Genomic DNA, 15,388 nt, shown 5'->3' with positions numbered 1-15,388 from the left:
GCGATTACTAATAAATCTCCTAATCAACTTATTTCTTCTGTGCGTTTACAGTATGCAAAAGAATTACTTTTAGATCAAGAAAACACAGTAGCTGAAATAGCTTTTCGAACAGGCTTTTCTAGTCCTTCGTATTTTTCTAAATGCTTTAAAAAAGAATTTTCGGTAAGTCCTTCAGAATTAGTAAGTTAAATTGTGTTTGTGCTTGGGTCAAAATATCAATCTATTTTAATTACTTAAGAAAGTAAAACAAAAATTCTTTAACAGAATCAATGTAATCCAAAACAACTTCTCAGAGATGAAAAGCTTTTTTACTGTTGTAGCAGTATAGACTTGAACTCTCACATCTCACGATACTACATATTATATCCATAATCAGATATCTCATTTATCAAAGTTAATTTTATTTCACTCTTCTACCTCCATAAGTCTTAACACCGTATTGATAAAGAATAACAGTATTAAAGTTTTGTTCTTCGTCTTTTATAAATTCTACTCTCAACTCTTCATCAACTAAAAATACTTTTTCCGACTGCGCTACTAACTTAGCAGATTTTTGTCCAGGAATAACAAGTTTGAGTTTCCCATTTTCCTCTTCGATATTGAAGGTGACATTTTCTTTTATTTCGAAAGTACCAATATAATTTTTTAGATGATCAGTAGAAATCTTATATTTCTCGGTAGGAACTAGCTTTTTACTTTTGATTTCGAAAATTTCTTCACCTTCATCTAAATAAGATGTTATTATTTTTTGATATACTTTAAAACCTTGGTCAGCATTAGTAAAAATGACCATTCCGTTTTTGGATTTAGGTAACAGTACCACAAACGTCTTGATGCCATTTTCATCTCCTGAATGCATAATAACCGACTCACCGTTGGATAATTCTGGTATGACCTCCCATCCCAATCCATAAAAAAGGTTTTCTTTGACCTTTACTTGAGGTGTCATCATATCGTTAAATAATGATTCCGGTAAACCTGCTCCGTTCAAAATATAGGAGCAAATCTTAGTGTAATCTTCTATGGTGGTTAGTAATCCTGCTGCAGCGTTTAGCTCTGTTCTTGGAACATATTCGAATTCTTCATAATTTTTGTTATACGGATATACCACTTTATCCATATCCCAATTGGGATTCCAAGTGAATGAAATATTTTTGAGCCCTAAAGGCTCAAAAAGTAAGTCTTCAGCAAATTGTGGTAGGCTTTTTCTCATTTTGTTCGTAATAGCTTTTCTAAGATATTCATAACCTTCACCAGAATATAAATACTGACTGCCAGGTTCAAAATTAAAAGCTAATTTTTTTGAAGGACTCATATTTCGCCAATTCACAAAACCGGATTGATGGCTCAACACGAATCTGGCATTCAATTTTTTGAGATGGGTATCCACTTTTAAATCTGGGTCGAGATGATATTTATAAAGCGGTTCATCTAAAGACAAATCTCCTTGGGATATTATATGTAGTGCTACAGTAGCAAATATAGGTTTGGTGAGAGAGGCTACGGTAAAAATACTCTTATGATTAGCAGGTACTCCGATTCTTTGTTCACCAAAAACTTTGGCATATGAGACTTTTCCGTTTTTAATAATACCTACCGCAACAGCAGGAACTTTATACTCTTGTTGCCAAGTAGGTAATGTTTTTTCGAAATCAAATGATACTTCTTTTTGTCCGAATGAGCAAATTGTAAATAAAAGAAAAAGATACGACAGTATTCTCATGGTAAGATATTTGTTTTTAACTAAGACGATTGATTTTAGATCGATTAGGCGTATATTATTTCATTATTTTTTTACTTGGCGTTAATTGATAGATGGAATTTATCTCTATTTCTTTTGTTAGAATATTCTTGCGTTTTGATTTAATATTTTTGATTATTTTCTTATTCATATTGGCTAATTCAGTAGTGTTATCCAATGGATTGTTATGTAAGGAGACATCCGTGACACCTTCTAAATTGTACAATGGCCATAGGTTATCTATTTTATTGTAATCCAACAAAACCCAATCAAGATTTTCCAAAGATGCAATAGGAACAATTGACTTTATTTGGTTACCTGATAAGAATAATTTTTTTAGTCTACTCAGGTTTTTCAACTCGTCAATATTGTCGATTTGATTTTCCCTTACATCGAGCCATTCGATGTTGGTTAAGCCTTCAAGAAATTTCAATTCTTTAATTTGATTTTGTCTCAATACCAATACACCTATATTTTTTAGGTTTGATAAAGGTTCAAAATCTTTTATCTTGGTATTCATAAGATTTACCTGAATGAGCTTAGTGAGGTCTTCCATAGCTGAAATATCCGAAATAGGGTTTTTTTCCAATATGAGAATCTCAAGTTTTTTTAGCTTCGATACAGCTTTTATATCTGCTACATTATTATTAGGTATCCAAATGCCTTTAAGCTGGATTAAATCTTTTAATGGCTCTAAAGTCTCCAATTTATTGAAGGCCATATTAAAATGGGTTAACTCGGTCCAATTTCGGGCTATTGATATATCTTTTACCATATTGAAGTTTCCTGAAATCCCTTTGAGTTTCTTCAAATTCTTCAACGGTTTTATATCTGAAACGAAATTTCTATCGAAAAAAAAGGTTTCCAAAAGGACTAAGTTTTCAATGGCAGATAGCGATTTGACCTGATTTCCATTAATAAATAAACTCTTGAGCATGGATAACCCGGACAAGGGAGTTAAATCAACAATTTTGTTATAATCTAATTTAAGATACGTGAGATTTTTGGCGTGCTCCAATCCGCTAAGTGAAGTAATCCCTTTTCCAACAGCAATGAAGCGTGTCAATGATTCCAAATCAGACTTCAAAAGTTCGCCTGTGGGTTTATCTAAATAATTGCGTATTGCTAAATCGAGATAGAAATCCTCGATTAAGATTTGGTCATTTTTATTTTGTGCATAAACCAATGTTGTTAAACCTAATAATAGGCACGTGAATAGTATTCTTGAAAATTGCATAATAATTGTTTTACCTCAAAAATCAACAACTGTAATGGTAAGTAGACACTAATTTCTGGTAAAAAAGTTTCAAATTATATTATGAAACTTTTTTCTCCTTTTCCAATTGTTTGATATATTCTTTAGGTGTCTGTGAGGAAAACTTGGAGAATGCTCTATAAAAGGTGGTTTTAGATTTAAAACCAGAATCTTCTGCAATGTATTCTAGTGTAAGACTCTTATGTAATCCTTTTCTAAGTTTATCTTTTACTTCTTCAATTCTATATTTATTAGTAAAGTCATTAAAAGAAGTATCCAAATAACTGTTGAGTAATTTAGATAAAACACTGGGAGTGGTTTCCATTAGTTCTGCAAATGTTGATAAAGAAAAGTCTGCGCTTAAAAAAGGTTTTTTATCCTTCATTATATGTAAAACTGATTTTATCTGCTCTTCAACTACGGTTCTACTTACATGCTGCTTTTTCAATTTAGGATTTGAATATGATAAATAGCCTACCAAAGAAATGATATACAATACTATGCCGTTATATATTTTAACCATCATGGTTAATGAAAAGCCTAACCACTCATCCACGGGTGAACTTTTCCAGTAGCCGTAAATCTTACCCAGAAGAGTGGTAATTAATTCGAATAGCACTCCGACGAAAAATAGACCTAGTAAAGTCAGGATCCAGGTACGATATGTATCAGCTTCTTTTGAATTATTTATAGCTTCATAATTCCTTACTTCTAAGTATGACATAATTGTGTAACTAAAAAGCAATAGCAAAAGGATAATATTATGTAGTAGTTGAATCTCGAAATACCCATATCGCAAGATCCATACTCCCTTCATTTCAGGAGAAACAGTCAAACTGCCTATCCAAATTAGAACGTAGTACACCGTGAAAACAAGAGGTAAAATTAAATGAAGGAAGCTTTTAGAATCAAACCGAAAAGAGTAACTCAAAAGAGATTTAAGATAGAGGTACAATAAAGGAAAGATAAAAATCACCAAATTGAATGGTAGAAATCTTAAATAATCATTTTTTTCCAATAATCCCGACTTCCCCAAGAAAGTAGGAACTAGAGAAAGACCAACTATTAGTAAAAGCCCTATAAGCAACTTATTTGGTGTTTGTTTCCAATTTCTATTTCTGATTATGAGAAATACCATTATTGTACTCTGGAATAAACCAAAAAGGATTAAAGCAGCTGTAAGGTTTAAGTTCATAAAATTTCAACTTAATGCGATTAGGTTTTAACCGATACATCGGTTTTAATAACTTTTCATATGTTATAAAAATAACAGAATTTATAACATTATATGTATATAAGATGAATAAGTATATAATACGTTCATATAGTAGAGGTTTAAATTAAAAGTTGATGAAGTTCAAAAAGGGACAGGACAGTAAAAAACAAAAAAGCCGAATCATTTGATTCGGCTTTTCTTTTGCTGTGCGGGCGGGGAGACTCGAACTCCCACACCTCGCGGCACTAGATCCTAAATCTTGGCTATATTGTACTAAAGAAACGCAAATTGACTTAAATTTAACAAGTTATGTTTCTTCTAATTTTTATTGAAGTCATTTAATATCAGTTAATTTCAGCATTTGTTGTACCTATGTTGTGCTCAAAAATCATTTTAAATCAATATCTTTAAAAAAGCGCAATGCAGCCATTAATGATCGTTGAGATTGGCAGATAACGACTTGTTTTTACACTGCCGTTCGCATTATGAATGCTCATATAGTTAAAAAAACTGGTATAAATTATATTACTCACACTCAAGTAGATAATATTATTAATCCATTTAGTAATAATCCAAGTGATGCTATTTTGGATCAGCACACTTACGGATCCTATATTGCATTAGAAAAATATTCCAAATTATCGAGATACTTATTGAGTACTAAAGACTCTGAAAGAGTAGGAGATATAAAAAAAGCTTGTCTGACTAATAGTAGACATTTTAGCAAAGCCGTTCATCATCTTGATAATATAATAACATTTTTTGAGAAAGAGCACCAAGTAATTACTGGTAAAATTCAATTGGATTGTCCCGATATCAAATCTAAAAAGTTCAAAAAATTTGTTTACAAGGAAATTGAAGTCCCTGATGGCTTATAGTTATTCAATAAAACCCTCTACAGCACAAATTCCAATTTCATCTTTAAGATTGTCATTAACTGAAAATGTAGACTTAGATTTTGATAATAATTGTAACATGAAAAGTTCTGAATAGACCGGTACTGGAGATTCTTTTCCATATCCCTTTCCCGCTATCAAGGTATATTCTACATCTTTTTCAACCCAAGATGGATGCTCAGATTTTTCGGTATGTGAGAAATGAGGTTCTATTTCTTCTTTATCTTTTGGCAACGCTACCCATATTTGAAATCCGTGAAGGGGATATGTTTCTCCATCACGCATCTGTGCAGGTGTGCGTTCAGTATGCACAACGCCATTTCCACCTGTCATCCAACCTACATTCCCCGGAAGAGTTTGTTTTATGGCTCCGGTAGAATTACGATGCATTATTGAACCTTCAAAAAGATAGGTGAGCGTAGAAAGACCTATATATGGGTGTTGACCAACTTCCATATAATTGTCGAGACTAACATCTGCATGCTCCATATGGTCAATGAAACTGAATGGTCCAACCATTCGTTTTTTCCGGAAAGGGATTAAACCACCTACTAAAAAATCCCCGATATCTCTGCTTCTTTCTTCTATGATTAGGCCTGCATTCGACATCAGTTTTTATATGTTTTATTCTAAATAAAGATAATTGATTCCTTAAACGTATGTGGGTAATCAGCTCAGAAATAAATACCCAGAGTTGTCATACGAAGTAGTGTTCGTTTTTCATTCTCCAGCAAAATATCTGCTCTGTGCGCCACTGCATAATTGTCAAGTATTACGATGTCGCCTTCTTCCCAATGGTGAACCAATAACGATTCTTCTTTAGACAAACGCTCATTTATATAGTTGAAGATTTGATTACTTTGTTTTACCGGTAAGACTCTACCACTGTCGCAATGATTGAGAATATCAGTTGAAAAACCAATGTCGAAATAGATACTATCCTTTCCAACAAAAGGATGTTTCCATAATAAAGGATGTACAACCATATCTCTGTAAACTACACCATAATCCCTCCATAGCATTTTATCTTTTTCCGGAAGGTTTATACTCAGATTTATTAATGAAGCAAAAGATGTTGCGGTACCTGACTCTGGTATTTCTATCATTTGAAAAGTACTTAAATGAGAAGGACGTTCTTGATAAGAGTTATCAGAATGCCAGAAAACTCCAGAGCCTTTAGTAACCCTTACATTACTCTTCTTGCGTTCTACTTGTGCTGGCGGAATGGAATATACTACTGGCAATTCTATCTCGCCTAAAGCACTAGTAAAAGCAATTTGTTCTTCCTCCGTCCATTTTCTTTTGCCCTTAATAACCACTATGCTATAGTCGGAGATTAACTGTTTTAAAGCAGCTACATCTTTTTCCTTCAATTGGGTTATATCAGAGAAGTCTTGAAGTTCTACACCTATGTGTTTGTTTAATTTTTTAAATCTCAGAGTTTCCATAATCCTCGAGTTTTTTTATTCTTACTTTATTTAAGTTTGCTACACAGTATAGTCAAATTGATTTAGTCTTGTCGCAATGGCTTTTCTAGCTCTACTCATTAAGACCCACGCGTTATTTTTTGAAATATTGAGACGCTTGCATATTTCTTCAGTACTTAATTTATCGTAAATTCGCATTTTAGCCACACTCGATTGTTTTGAACTCATTCGCTTGAGGCTCTCTGCTAATAGATACTCTAGAGCTTCTAGATTCATATTCGAAAGTGTTGTTTCGTCACAATCTACAATAGCAGTTTTACCGTAGTAAGTTTTCTGATATTCCTCGTGAGACAGCGCATATTTAAGCATCTTACCTTTAAAAGAGGATTGCCTTCGGTAATAATCTACTATCTTCCGTTTAAGAATAGAGACGAGCCAGGTATGCTCAGAACATTTATGTTGAAAATTATGCATTGAACCTAAAGCTGCCAAAAAGGTTTCAGATATTATCTCTTCTACATCTAGCGGATCCGAAATTCTTGCTCGAGTATAATTCTTCAGAAAAGAGTAGTAGTTTGATATCCATTTATCTGGCTCAATTGTATTTGTACCTGCCTTCATTATAAGTATTGTTTCTGAAACCATACAGAAAACCATACCGCAATACAACCGCCTCATAATTAAATACTTAAAACAAATGCCTAATAGTAATGTACAATATGTTGTAACACTTATTACTATAGCTCCAATATGCCGGAGTAAAGTATTCCACAGAAAGCCTAAGCAACAAACTCTTTTTTAATACCAAGTTTACGCATTCTAGACTCTAGAGTAGAGGGATTAATATCCAGTAAAGCAGCAGCACCGTTTTTACCACGTACGCGACCGCCACAATGCTTTAGAGTATTTATAATAAGTGCGCGCTCATTGTCTTTTATAGTTTTTGGTCTAAAGCTTTTGGGTACATCAATTTCATCATCCTTTTTTGCGCTCAGTTGTGCAAGATTTATATTTAGTAATCCTCCATTTGAGGTTATCATTGCCCGTTCTATAAGATGCTCTAGTTCTCGTACGTTACCTGGCCAGTGATATGCTTTCATCTGTTTGATAGTCGTTTTGGAAATACCTTTGAATTTTTTGCCAAACTTTTTACTCTTGCGCTCTAAAAAATGTGAAGCTAAGGCAGGGATATCAGCTACTCTGCTACGTAATGGTGGTAAAATAATCGGAAACACATTAAGTCTAAAAAATAAGTCTGCCCTAAAATTACCTTCTTGCACTTCCTTTTCCAGATTACGGTTTGTAGCGGTTATAATACGTGTATCGATTTTTATAACTCTATTACCTCCCAAGCGTTCTATCTCACGCTCCTGCAAAACCCGTAACAATTTAGATTGAAGCTCAATGGGTAATTCCCCTATTTCATCCAGAAAAATAGTACCTCGGTGAGCCAGCTCAAATTTTCCTAAACGACGCTCGGTAGCACCTGTAAAGCTTCCTTTCTCATGCCCAAACAGCTCCGACTCTAAAAGTTGAGCAGGCAATGTGGCACAATTAATTTTAATAAGTGGGCGCTCACTACGTGGCGACCTATCGTGTATGGCACGAGCTATAAGTTCTTTACCTGTACCTGTTTCTCCAAGAATAATAACCGAACTACTACTAGAAGCTACTTGCTCTACCATCTCAAAGACTTGCCGCATGGGCTCGCTAGAACCTATGATGCTGTCAAAATTGTAGCTGGTCTTTATTTCTTCCTCCAGGTATTCCTTTTCTAAGGTAAGTTGCTCGTTAAGTCTTTGTATTTCTTCATTGGCAAGCAGATTACTAATGGTCACGGACAATTGGTCTGCAATATTGGGATATAGTTTTACGGCATTTGAGGTCATATCCTGTTCTTCCTTAAAATGAAATACCAACAGACCAAATACTTCATTAGCATTATAAAGTTTAAGAACCGTACTATGGGTAATACCTGTTTCTTTCATTAACTGAGGTCCTTTAAAATCTGGAAACTCCTTAACCCATGTATCAGCTTCGTACTGTTTAAAGTTCTCTTCAGCTAAAATAACTTCAACCGGCGTATTTTTTATGGGAATTAACTGGTTGAAAATGTCATCGTGGAAAGGATGCGTTTGACCTTCTTTGGAGCTTATACGCAGCACGTGTTGAAAATTCGCTCCGTCTTTGGAAAAAATAATGATGGTCGCATCATCATACTTCACAATAGGCTGTATCTGGATCTTAAAAGTGTGATATAGTGTCTCTCTGTTCCTTATCTTAGTAGCTGCTTGACTTATAGCTAGGAGCATTTCCTTTTGGATTTTTTCTTCAAGTATGCCCTCATTGGCCAGAACATTACTTATCGCAACCGACAACTGGTCTGCAATATTGGGGTAAAGTTTTACCACATTAGAGGTCATATCCTGCTCTTCCTTAAAATGAAATTGGAGAAAACCATACACCTCATTACCCTTTTTTAGTTTAAGAATGATACAATAATTTAATCCTGTTTCTTTCATCAACTGTGTACCCTCAAAATCTGGAAATTCCTCAATCCATTTATCTACATTATATTGTTTATAATTTTCATTAAACAATACTTGTTCCGCAGGTGAATTTTTGATTTTTATGGACTTATTTACTACTTCGGTATACAAAGGATGATTTCTTCGTTCTTCCGTAGCCATTGTCAATATGTGTCTGAAAGTAGTTTTATCTTCTGATAAAACCGCGGCGACAGCATCATCATACCTAACAATAGGCTTTATCTGCGTCATAATGGTATGATACAAGGTCTCCCTATCCCGTACCTTGGTTGCTGCCTCGCTAATGGTCAACAGCATTTCTTTTTGGTTTTTTTCTTCCAGTACGCTTTCGTTGGCCAAAATATTGTCAAGGGCAACAGAAAGTTGCTCCCCTATAGACTTGAACAGTGTAAACTCAGATTTTTTAAAAAAATGCTTTTTTTTTGCATTTATACAAAACATTCCAAAACTACTAGTACCCACCCTTAAATTTGTTGCTAAACAATCTCGGTATCCCTCCTCTTTTATAGGATATTCCTTAAATTGATAATACTCTGGAAACTTTTCTTCCAAATCTATAAAATCAAATAAAATAACCTTTTCCTCACTGGCATCTACTTGCTCCATCATAAACGCTATTAATGAGTCTTTATGAGACACATTAGTAATACCAGAAGCTTTTAAAGTAAATTCATTAGTAATTTCTGGGTACAAGCAAGCAACATCATAATGATGCTTTCCATCTTCTGAAAGTATAAATACTCCTAAATTAACGAACTTAAATATGGGTTTTATTTCTGATATGACAAATAGTAGAAATTCTCTAAGACCACGTATCTGGGTTACCTTTTGGGTAATTTTTAATAATATAGAATTAATTCTTTTCTCTTCAAGTATTTTTTCATTGGCAAGCACATTGCTTATGGCGACGGAAAGCTGGTCAGCAATATTAGGGTAGAGCTTCCATCTGTAATCATCTTGTGGCTGAGCCTCTTTGAAATGAAAAAGTAACACCCCAAAGAAGGTTCCTCCGCTCATTAATTTTGAGGCTATAGTAAAATGCAAACCTACATCCCTCATCAAAATAAAGCCAGGATAGGTTGGAAATTCTGGCAGCCAATCGGTATGCAGTTCATATGCACGCACCATTTCTTCTTGTTCAAAGAATGTTTCAATAGGACTAGTCGCTAAGGGAAGAAAATTATTAACTAGGCTAGCGTAATTTGGATGTTTTTTAGTGCTTTCGGATGCCGTAGTCAGCAGATGATTATACTGCGCCCCATCTTCAGACAGTACAATGGTGACAGCATCCTCAAACTGTACAAGGGGCTTTATTTTATCCATAATCGTTTGGTACAGGTCATCCCTATCACGAATGTTAGTGGTTGCCTCACTTATACGTAAAAGCGTCTCCGCAAACTTTTTTTCCTGTTCTATGGCTTCATTGACTAGAATATTTCCCAACGCTAGTGCCAATTGGTCTTTAATGCCTTCATAAAACGCATCCTTTTTTTCTAAATAAGGCTCTTCTTCAAAATGAAAGAGAAGTACGGCAAAGATGCCATCATTATTTTCTAACAGGAGACTAATACTATAATTGAGCCCTGTGTCTTGCATTATCATTAAACCTGGAAAAGTAGGATACTCTTTCAACCATTTTTCTAATGAAAATAAATCAATACTTTTTCTTTTTGTTATATCCTCCATTGGAGTTCCGGTTATATCAAGCTCCTTATTTACAACCTCGTCATAGTTAGGATGCGCTATCCTTTCATCTGGCGACATTGTTAGAATATGAGTGCAGGTCTTTTTGTCATCGGATATTTGAATCAGTACCGCATCGTTAAACTTTACAATAGGACGGATGTACTCCATAACCGTCGTATAAAAATCATCTAGACTACGTATATGAATGGCGGCCTTGCTAATTTGCAATAACATTTTCTCTAACGATGCGGTGGCTTTCATATCCTATCTCTTTGCCTTAAAGATAGTCAATTCCGCTGCTTATACACCTCAGAAAACACGATATTTCGCTCTTAATAATCCGAAAAACACGAAATATCATAGGCGCTAAACAATACATTTTTGTTTGGGAAAAAAAATTATCGGCCTTACCTACCGTTCTTGCTGCGCTGACAGGAATTCCTTTAAATACCAGAAAATATTGGCACGCTTATAGACTAGTATGGCTACTGAGAATAACATTTATTCTAATCTTTATTCTCTTAAGGACGACTAAAAGCTATGAGTAAAAAGGTTTTGGTAATATCACATAGAACAGATGAGGCTCGAAAACTTGCCCGTCAAATGTCTCTCGCTGGCTACGGTGTTACGGGCATTACAAAAGATAAGGATAGTATAGAACATAAGGTCACTTCAGAAAAGCCCGATTTAATTGCGCTAGACCTAGAGTTAACTAATGAGCTGGAGAGCGTTAGCCTTCTCGCACGTCTTAAAGAGAAATATAATATCCCTTATATTGCTCTTGCTAACCTTCCAGAACATTCCTCGAATTTACTTGGTGCCGATGCCATACGAGGTCTATGGTCGTATCATCTGGATAGTCTAGAACTTCAAAATTTTCAATTGACTTCTGATTTATCTCTCTCCTTAAAAAGCCAGAACAAAACGGCATTGCCTGGCAGTGTGCCATTAGTTCCACCAAAGACATTTGATATTATCGGGGATTCAGAAGCTTTCGCGAAAGCGTTATCACTGGCAAAAAAAGTTGCCGCTACCGATGTTACCGTTTTGCTCACCGGTGAAACAGGAACAGGTAAAGAAGTTTTTGCTAAATACCTCCACCAAATGTCACTACGCAATAAGAAAAAAATGGTTACCCTAAACTGTGCCGCCATACCGGAAAACCTAGCAGAATCTGAGCTCTTTGGTCACGAAAAAGGAAGCTTTACAGGTGCTACCGAAAAGCGAAAGGGGAAGTTTTTAAGAGCAAATAAGAGTACGCTATTCCTAGATGAAATAGGCGAGCTACCACTTATCGCACAATCAAAACTATTACGTAGCCTTCAAGAAAAAGAAGTAGAAAGTGTAGGTTCTACAGAAACTGTTACCATAGACGTTCGGTTTATCGCTGCAACTAATAAAGATTTAAGCAAGATGGTAGACGAAGGTACTTTTCGTGCGGATTTATTCTTTAGACTCAATATTTTTCCTATTCATCTACCTGCACTTCGGGAACGCCCTGATGATATTATTCCCTTAGCCGAATTCTTTTTAGAGCGCTATGCAAAAAATGCGAAAAAAGAATTCTTGGGGCTATCTAAAGCTTGTAAAAAAAGGCTTTTGGGCTATAGTTGGCCAGGAAATGTACGTGAGTTACAACATATGATGGAAAGAGCCGTAGTAATGGCAGATACAAGCGAGATAGAAATCCCACAAGGCGAATTTTCCGAAAATGCTCATATTCATTTTGACTTGGCAACCGATAATAATGAAATATATACCCTAGAAGAAATAGAACGCAAGGCTATCATCAACGCACTTACCTTATGCAAAGGTAAAATAAGAGGTAATGACGGAGCGGCAACATTATTAAAAGTACACCCCAACACTTTAGATTTTAAAATTAAAAAGTTGGGAATAGAAAAGACTAAACTCTTTAATTAATAGTACCATTACCTATTGTAATATATACTGTGATAGCTACAATATATTGTATTTATTTCTGATTTTAAAACATTGTAGCAATCAAACACCATAAATACAACTATCTGAAATTCAAATTACTACATGTTATTGGAAATGATTTTCAGCCTTTGGTATCTATGTTGTCTCTCAATTGATAACGTTTTAAAATTTAATACATAATCGTCTTTAGAGACACAAAAAACAAGTACAATGAAAAAAATTATCTTAGGCATTTTCATAATGCTAATTGCTGGATTCACACTGCAATCCTTCACGTCAAACTCTGATAATCACTTAGAAGATTATACTGCTTTTATGGATGAGACAGAGTATCCAATTATTACAAAAGCAAACAAAAAAAGTCATAATATAGATGACAATAATATTGCACTTTTAGGGTATAGCCCAGTTTCTTATTTAGATTTACAGCTAGCCCAACTGGGGAACAAAAATTTTAAAGCACAATACGACGGAGTTACGTACTACTTTACATCTGCAGAGCAGGCAAATACTTTTAAAGCTAACCCGACAAAATATCTTCCTCAATATGGAGGGTTTTGCGCAACAGGAGTAAATCACGGCGCTAAATTTCGTCCGGATCCTAATAAATTTATTGTAAAAAATGACAAGTATTTCTTATTCTCCTACAATAAGATTGAAGGCTCTGATGCTATTATCCCGTGGATGCAAGGCAACCATAAAGAGCTTGTTAAGGTTGCAGATAAAAATTGGAGTAAGCTCTCAAACAGCTACTAAGCATAAAATACTGATATTAAGTAACTGGCATCGTACTATAACGTACTCTGCCAGTTTTTAGATTATATAAACCATTAACCAAACATTATACATTATGACATCTAACATCTCAAAAAAGCAAAACATCATTCTATGGACTCTAAGAATACTCGCTGCCGTTGTACTGATACAAACATTAAGATTTAAGTTTACCGCAGCCCCAGAATCCATTTATATATTCTCTACTCTCGGTATGGAACCTTGGGGTAGAATAGGCACCGGTGTTGTAGAACTTATCGCGTCTATATTAATCCTCTGGCCCCGATTCTCGGTGTATGGAGCCATACTAGGTGCTGGCGTTATGAGTGGTGCTATTGCCTCACATTTATTTGTTTTGGGAATCAATTTACAAGATGATGGAGGATTATTGTTTTATACCGCAGCAGTTGTATTCTTGGTTTGTCTTGCAATTATATATTTACAAAGACAGGTACTGTAATATCAATTTCCTATACTCAAAAAATTGGGGCTTTCTTAATAAGAACTATGAAGATGAAAAGAATGTTTAAGTTCCTATATTTCTGTCTTTCTGTAAGAAGAAAATTGTTTTCGCGAAAGTACAATTCGCTACATATAGTCTAGACTTGGAGTAATGTTAGAATTTAAACTCTGCGGTAAACACTGCGTGAAACAAGGTATCATCTAAGTTACTTTGGCTTAAAAATGCTCCAGGGATTATAACATTAGTCTCAAACTCAAAACTTAAAAATGTATTTACCTCAAAGACTGTCAATGCCCCAAATTGATGACCTATAAAAAAACGGTTATTTACTGGGGGATATTGTAGATTTAGAGATGGTCCATACACACCATCATCCAACGAAAATCGCCAGAATGCTACATAATCTACTTCTAGCAAAAACCCACCTATTTGAGTATTGTAATAAGGGTGAATATCAATAAGATTTGACGGACCAATACGCGCTACTCTGCCAAAATATGCACTTCTAGGATACAATCCATCAAAAGTATTTACTTCATTATCCGTATCGCTTCGGTCACCACTTACGACCTCGGTTTTTAAACCAAGAACGCCTTCTTTCCCGATAAGGTTCACAGGGTATTCTAGGTTAAAAGAAGCGGTATAGGCATTGATAGTTTGTCTTCCAAAACTACCTATCTGATAGACAAATTCGTTATTATAGGTCAAACCTTTCCATTTTCCAAAATGACGTACTCCAAAGGAGAATCTTCTATCTGTCGCGCTATTAGCTGTCCAAATTTTGTTTTCTTCCTTCTTATAGAGTGCATAGATATCTGTATTTGTCTGGTTTTTCCAATATTGTGTCCAATAAAGAGCGGTAAGTGATTCTGTGGTGTTTAGAGCATCGTTGTCAAAAACACCTTCTTCAACTACCACTGGTATTGCGTGTAATGCTCTAATATCGGTATTCTCATCTTTAAATTGAATTTGACCCATATCAAAAGATAAACGCACGTTTGGCCCTTCTCTGATGTCGACCAGCCTACCACTTCCTAAACGTAAATTTTGGCGCCCTACCAACACGTTCCAATTATCTGCAAACTGATATTTTGCAAATAATTGATGAATGCTCAACTCATCCTTATCTACAGGAGAACGGTCTTTTTTTCTGTCAATCAGACTAGAGTTCAACTCTGCAAAAACCTCAAAATTATCGGAGAATTTCAGATGCGAATGCAATTGTAAACGATGTAAAAACCAGATGTCATTTTGGTCTTCCTCTCTAGAAAACTCCTCATTGATAAATAATTCGGATTGAAACCGGTAACTACTACCAAAACTTAGCGTTGTATAGCGACCAAGTTTTATTTTTTTCAAACTGTGGTAGAATGAGGTATTTTCACTCTCATTCATAACAATATGGTCGTCTTGACGGAGTAATGAAAAGTCAAGATG

General features: G+C 34.9%; 13 protein-coding genes. 5 read left to right on the top strand and 8 right to left on the bottom strand.

The genetic code is table 11. From position 1 onward, the window contains the following. A partial coding sequence (locus Q0829_RS17555; RefSeq protein WP_298545636.1) for a helix-turn-helix transcriptional regulator occupies positions 1 to 189 on the top strand: 189 nt, incomplete at its 5' end. A gap of 211 nt (positions 190 to 400) precedes the next feature. Here the strand turns inward: Q0829_RS17555 and Q0829_RS17550 are convergent. From Q0829_RS17550 to Q0829_RS17540, 3 genes are all read right to left on the bottom strand, one after another. Further along, on the bottom strand, positions 401 to 1,723 hold the full coding sequence (locus tag Q0829_RS17550) for a serine hydrolase (RefSeq protein WP_298545634.1): 1,323 nt from the start codon (positions 1,721 to 1,723) through the stop codon (positions 401 to 403). 55 nt (positions 1,724 to 1,778) lie between these two features. Further along, complete coding sequence (locus tag Q0829_RS17545; RefSeq protein ID WP_298545633.1) at positions 1,779 to 2,978, bottom strand: leucine-rich repeat domain-containing protein; 1,200 nt, start codon at positions 2,976 to 2,978, stop codon at positions 1,779 to 1,781. A gap of 79 nt (positions 2,979 to 3,057) precedes the next feature. Then, the gene (locus Q0829_RS17540; protein ID WP_298545631.1) at positions 3,058 to 3,720 is read right to left on the bottom strand and encodes an AraC family transcriptional regulator; all 663 of its coding nucleotides are present in this window, start codon (positions 3,718 to 3,720) and stop codon (positions 3,058 to 3,060) included. Positions 3,721 to 4,697: 977 nt separating this feature from the next. On the opposite strand from Q0829_RS17540, the gene Q0829_RS17535 reads away from it, so the two are divergent. After that, the gene (locus Q0829_RS17535) at positions 4,698 to 5,090 is read left to right on the top strand and encodes a hypothetical protein (protein ID WP_298545630.1); all 393 of its coding nucleotides are present in this window, start codon (positions 4,698 to 4,700) and stop codon (positions 5,088 to 5,090) included. Here the strand turns inward: Q0829_RS17535 and Q0829_RS17530 are convergent, their stop codons facing one another. From Q0829_RS17530 to Q0829_RS17515, 4 genes are all read right to left on the bottom strand, one after another. After that, positions 5,091 to 5,717 (bottom strand): pirin family protein, encoded by a 627-nt coding sequence (locus Q0829_RS17530; RefSeq protein WP_298545629.1) that lies wholly within the window; start codon positions 5,715 to 5,717, stop codon positions 5,091 to 5,093. 65 nt (positions 5,718 to 5,782) lie between these two features. Next, positions 5,783 to 6,556 (bottom strand): TauD/TfdA family dioxygenase, encoded by a 774-nt coding sequence (locus tag Q0829_RS17525; RefSeq protein ID WP_298545628.1) that lies wholly within the window; start codon positions 6,554 to 6,556, stop codon positions 5,783 to 5,785. 39 nt (positions 6,557 to 6,595) lie between these two features. Next, positions 6,596 to 7,156 (bottom strand): RNA polymerase sigma factor, encoded by a 561-nt coding sequence (locus Q0829_RS17520; protein ID WP_298545627.1) that lies wholly within the window; start codon positions 7,154 to 7,156, stop codon positions 6,596 to 6,598. Positions 7,157 to 7,314: 158 nt separating this feature from the next. Continuing rightward, positions 7,315 to 11,031 carry a sigma 54-interacting transcriptional regulator gene (locus Q0829_RS17515; RefSeq protein WP_298545626.1) on the bottom strand — a complete coding sequence of 1,239 codons (3,717 nt, stop codon included), beginning with the start codon at positions 11,029 to 11,031 and terminating at the stop codon, positions 7,315 to 7,317. Between the two features lie 279 nt (positions 11,032 to 11,310). Between Q0829_RS17515 and Q0829_RS17510 the strand changes: the two genes are divergently transcribed. From Q0829_RS17510 to Q0829_RS17500, 3 genes are all read left to right on the top strand, one after another. Then, positions 11,311 to 12,693 carry a sigma-54 dependent transcriptional regulator gene (locus Q0829_RS17510; RefSeq protein WP_298545625.1) on the top strand — a complete coding sequence of 461 codons (1,383 nt, stop codon included), beginning with the start codon at positions 11,311 to 11,313 and terminating at the stop codon, positions 12,691 to 12,693. Between the two features lie 231 nt (positions 12,694 to 12,924). Next, complete coding sequence (locus Q0829_RS17505) at positions 12,925 to 13,470, top strand: YHS domain-containing (seleno)protein (protein WP_298545624.1); 546 nt, start codon at positions 12,925 to 12,927, stop codon at positions 13,468 to 13,470. Between the two features lie 94 nt (positions 13,471 to 13,564). Continuing rightward, positions 13,565 to 13,948, top strand: coding sequence for a DoxX family protein (locus Q0829_RS17500; RefSeq protein ID WP_298545623.1), 384 nt, complete (start codon positions 13,565 to 13,567; stop codon positions 13,946 to 13,948). 156 nt (positions 13,949 to 14,104) lie between these two features. On the opposite strand, the gene Q0829_RS17495 is transcribed toward Q0829_RS17500, so the two are convergent. Continuing rightward, positions 14,105 to 15,310 (bottom strand): alginate export family protein, encoded by a 1,206-nt coding sequence (locus Q0829_RS17495; RefSeq protein WP_298545622.1) that lies wholly within the window; start codon positions 15,308 to 15,310, stop codon positions 14,105 to 14,107. Between the last annotated feature and the right edge of the window lie 78 nt (positions 15,311 to 15,388).

This window comes from uncultured Aquimarina sp., from assembly GCF_947492405.1.
Lineage (GTDB): Bacteria > Bacteroidota > Bacteroidia > Flavobacteriales > Flavobacteriaceae > Aquimarina.
The sequence above is the reverse complement of the archived record's forward strand: the minus strand, read 5'-3'. Positions and strand labels throughout refer to the sequence as shown.

Bases quoted from the DNA above. Each gene is read 5' to 3' on its own strand.
- Q0829_RS17530 (WP_298545629.1), bottom strand. From the start codon at position 5,717: ATGTCGAATGCAGGCCTAATCATAGAAGAAAGAAGCAGAGATATCGGG.
- Q0829_RS17540 (WP_298545631.1), bottom strand. From the start codon at position 3,720: ATGTCATACTTAGAAGTAAGGAATTATGAAGCTATAAATAATTCAAAA.
- Q0829_RS17505 (WP_298545624.1), top strand. From the start codon at position 12,925: ATGAAAAAAATTATCTTAGGCATTTTCATAATGCTAATTGCTGGATTC.
- Q0829_RS17545 (WP_298545633.1), bottom strand. From the start codon at position 2,978: ATGCAATTTTCAAGAATACTATTCACGTGCCTATTATTAGGTTTAACA.
- Q0829_RS17515 (WP_298545626.1), bottom strand. From the start codon at position 11,031: ATGAAAGCCACCGCATCGTTAGAGAAAATGTTATTGCAAATTAGCAAG.
- Q0829_RS17550 (WP_298545634.1), bottom strand. From the start codon at position 1,723: ATGAGAATACTGTCGTATCTTTTTCTTTTATTTACAATTTGCTCATTC.
- Q0829_RS17510 (WP_298545625.1), top strand. From the start codon at position 11,311: ATGAGTAAAAAGGTTTTGGTAATATCACATAGAACAGATGAGGCTCGA.
- Q0829_RS17525 (WP_298545628.1), bottom strand. From the start codon at position 6,556: ATGGAAACTCTGAGATTTAAAAAATTAAACAAACACATAGGTGTAGAA.
- Q0829_RS17500 (WP_298545623.1), top strand. From the start codon at position 13,565: ATGACATCTAACATCTCAAAAAAGCAAAACATCATTCTATGGACTCTA.
- Q0829_RS17535 (WP_298545630.1), top strand. From the start codon at position 4,698: ATGAATGCTCATATAGTTAAAAAAACTGGTATAAATTATATTACTCAC.
- Q0829_RS17520 (WP_298545627.1), bottom strand. From the start codon at position 7,156: ATGAAGGCAGGTACAAATACAATTGAGCCAGATAAATGGATATCAAAC.